We start from the raw sequence: 2,811 nt of genomic DNA, 5'->3' as shown, positions 1-2,811 counted from the left end.
GGACGCGATGCGCTCCACCCAGCCCGATACCGGGCGCGCCAGCGACTCGATGTCCGAGGTCAGCGGCGCGTCGCACTCCAGGTGCCAGCTGGCGTGGTCGCCGATGATGTTGACGATGGGCGTGCGGGCGCGGCGCGCGTTGTGCAGATTGGCGATGCCGTTGGCGAATCCCGGCCCCAGATGCAGCAGGGTCGCGGCCGGCTTGCCGGTCAGGCGGCCGTAGCCATCGGCCGCGCCGGTGCAGACGTTCTCCTGCAGGCCGACGACGCAGCGCATGCCGGGCACCTCTTCCATGGCGCGTACCAAGTCCAGCTCGGTCGTGCCGGGGTTGGCGAAACAGACTTCCACGCCCTGCTTGCGCAAGGCTTCCAGCAAGACACTGGCTCCGCTCATGATTACCGCCTCCTTTTTTTGCTACTTTATCGTAATTTGATAAATGTGCAATTTATTTAGGCGGATTGATGCTAGATAATTTATTAGAATTATCTATTTGATAGTTCTGCGCGGAACCCCTATACGCACGCATGCGCGCCGCGCGCGGCGCGGCGATTTGCCAATACGCGCCCCTTGGTGCACCCTCGCAGCACGTCAGCCTTCCCACACCTCGCTCCCATGAACAGTCTTCGCCGCATGCTCGATGTCCTGGACCTCTTTCAGCCCGACCGGCCGGTCCTGGACGTCGACGCCATCTGCCAACTGCGCGGCTACGCGCCGGCCACCGCCTACCGCTACGTGCGGGAACTGTGCGCCTGCGGATTGCTGGTGCGCCTGCCCGCCGGCTATGCGCTGGGCCCGCGCATCATCGCGCTGGACCTGCAGATGCGGGAATACGACCCCATGCTGACCGTCAGCCGCGACCTGATCGAGGAGCTGTCCAGCCAGACCGGCCTGGACGTGCTGCTGAGCGCGCGCTACGACGACAAGGTGATCAACGTGCACCAACAGCCGGGCCGCAACACCCAGGCCCTGAATTTCGGCCGCGGCCGCTTCATGCCGCTGCTGCGCAGCGCGACGGCGCGCGTGATCCTGGCCAATCTCGGGCCGCGCCAGTTGCGGCGCGTCTATGACGAGCATGCGCAGTCGCCCGACATGCAGCGGCTGGGCCCCGACTGGAAGGCGTTTTCCCGCGCCATGCTGCAGGTGCGCAAGGCCGGCTACTGCGTATCGTCGGGGGAGCTGGATTCCGGCAAGACCGGGATCGCCGCGCCGATCTTCGATGAAGAGAACCATGTGCTGGGCAGCATCACCATCATCGGCGCGCAAGACGCCTACGCGGCGTTCCGCGAGGACTATCTGGCCAGCCTGATTCTCCGTGCTGCCACGGAAATCACGCGCCGCATCGCCCAGGCGCCCGCCAAGCTGCAACATGCGGCCTGACCCTCAACGCCAGCCGCAGGTACTGCCATGACGCCCGCCATCCGCATCGGCCCCCTGGTCTTTCCCTCGGAGCTGCTGGTCCTCATCGTTGCCGCAGCCATCGGATTGCTGGCCGCCAGGCTGTTCACCCGCAAGCCGGCGGCCGTGACCGCCGCGCCGCCCGACACCGGCGCGGTGCTATGGCGCGCGCTCATCATCGGTCTGGTCGTGGCCCGGCTGATTTTCGTCTGGCAGTACCCGGCGCACTTCCTGGAGAACCCGCTGCGCATCCTCGACCTGCGCGACGGCGGCTGGACCGGCATGGCCGGACTGGCCGCGGCCTGGGTCTATGCGCTGTACGCGGCGCTGCGCCGCAAGGCGCCCCGGCCTGCCCTGCTGGGCGCACTGGCGCTGGCAAGCGTGGTCTGGATAGGCGGCGGACGTTGGCTCGCGCCCACGCCCCAGGCGCAACCCGAACTGGCCGAGCTGGTCCTGCGCCAGTTGGACGGCGCGCCGGCCGGACTTGCGGCCTACCAGGGCAAGCCCACCGTCATCAATCTGTGGGCGAGCTGGTGCCCGCCCTGCCGCCGCGAAATGCCTGCGTTCTCCGCGGCGCAGGCGGCGCATCCCGGCGTGAATTTCGTCTTCCTGAACCAGGCCGAGGCCCCGCTCGCCGTCACGGAGTTCCTGGCGCAGCACGCACCATCGTTGCGCAACGTGCTGCTGGATCCCGCAGGCGCAGCCTCGCGCCAGATGAGCAACCGCGGCCTGCCCGCCACGCTGTTCCTGGATGCCCAGGGGCGGCTGGTGGACCTGCGCGTGGGCGAGCTGTCGGCCGCCTCGCTGGCCCAGCGCCTGGAGGCGATCCAGGAACCGGCCAGCGGCGACTGACGGGGTAGCGTTTCAGGTCGGCGACTCTGCCGGCACGCGCGCCCAGGGCAACGCCTGCCCCGCCATGTCGCGTTCAAACAGCGACAAGCGCTGGTCGCCATGGACGGGCGGTTCTTCCAGGCGCACAACCAGCACGGGCCCCGCGGGCAGCGCCCGGACGGTCGCGACTACCGTGGCCGGCGCGCCATCCTTGGACGGCAACACCGTCCAGGCCTGCAGTTCCGCGTGTTCCACCGCAGCGGCCCGCGCCTGATCGTGGCCGCAAGCCGGGCACCACAGCCGGGCGGGATAGACCAGATGGCCGCAGCTGCAACATTGGCTGACCTTGATGCTCATGGTTCCTCCCGGGCCAACACCGCAGCGTTGGCACACATGCCGTAGCGCAGTTGAACCATGCCGTAGCCGGTGGCCACGCCATGGCGCGCGCCGCGCACCTGCCGGTCGCCCGCCTGCCCCAGCAACTGGCGCACAACCTCCACCAAGCCATGCATGCCGCCGGCCGTGCCGGCCTGCCCGGCGGACAACTGGCCGCCCGCGGTATTGACCGGCAAGTCGCGGCTGGGC

5 protein-coding genes are annotated in these 2,811 nt (G+C 68.6%); 2 read left to right on the top strand and 3 right to left on the bottom strand.

Features of this window, described 5'->3' with window-relative positions; translation table 11 throughout:
• On the bottom strand, window positions 1-393 hold a 393-nt coding region (locus VIR09_RS14890), incomplete at its 3' end, for a thiamine pyrophosphate-binding protein (RefSeq protein ID WP_332013561.1).
• Between the two features lie 219 nt (window positions 394-612).
• On the opposite strand from VIR09_RS14890, the gene VIR09_RS14885 reads away from it, so the two are divergent.
• Window positions 613-1,377, top strand: a complete 765-nt coding sequence (locus tag VIR09_RS14885) for an IclR family transcriptional regulator (RefSeq protein ID WP_332013560.1) — start codon at window positions 613-615, stop codon at window positions 1,375-1,377.
• A 27-nt stretch (window positions 1,378-1,404) separates the two neighbouring features.
• Window positions 1,405-2,247, top strand: a complete 843-nt coding sequence (locus VIR09_RS14880; protein ID WP_332013558.1) for a TlpA disulfide reductase family protein — start codon at window positions 1,405-1,407, stop codon at window positions 2,245-2,247.
• 12 nt (window positions 2,248-2,259) lie between these two features.
• Here VIR09_RS14880 and VIR09_RS14875 read toward each other — a convergent pair whose 3' ends face one another.
• Window positions 2,260-2,583 carry a zinc ribbon domain-containing protein gene (locus tag VIR09_RS14875; protein WP_332013557.1) on the bottom strand — a complete coding sequence of 108 codons (324 nt, stop codon included), beginning with the start codon at window positions 2,581-2,583 and terminating at the stop codon, window positions 2,260-2,262.
• Window positions 2,580-2,811, bottom strand: a 232-nt coding sequence (locus tag VIR09_RS14870; RefSeq protein WP_414639426.1) for a thiolase C-terminal domain-containing protein, incomplete at its 5' end; no start/stop codon positions are given. The genes VIR09_RS14875 and VIR09_RS14870, both read right to left, overlap by 4 nt.

It is taken from the genome of Achromobacter sp. (genome assembly GCF_036567245.1).
In the GTDB taxonomy this organism is placed as follows: domain Bacteria; phylum Pseudomonadota; class Gammaproteobacteria; order Burkholderiales; family Burkholderiaceae_B; genus Achromobacter.
The sequence above is the reverse complement of the archived record's forward strand: the minus strand, read 5'-3'. Positions and strand labels throughout refer to the sequence as shown.

What these genes read in the sequence shown, in the direction of transcription:
- VIR09_RS14885 (WP_332013560.1), top strand. Translation starts at nt 613, where the DNA reads ATGAACAGTCTTCGCCGCATGCTCGATGTCCTGGACCTCTTTCAGCCC.
- VIR09_RS14880 (WP_332013558.1), top strand. Translation starts at nt 1,405, where the DNA reads ATGACGCCCGCCATCCGCATCGGCCCCCTGGTCTTTCCCTCGGAGCTG.
- VIR09_RS14875 (WP_332013557.1), bottom strand. Translation starts at nt 2,583, where the DNA reads ATGAGCATCAAGGTCAGCCAATGTTGCAGCTGCGGCCATCTGGTCTAT.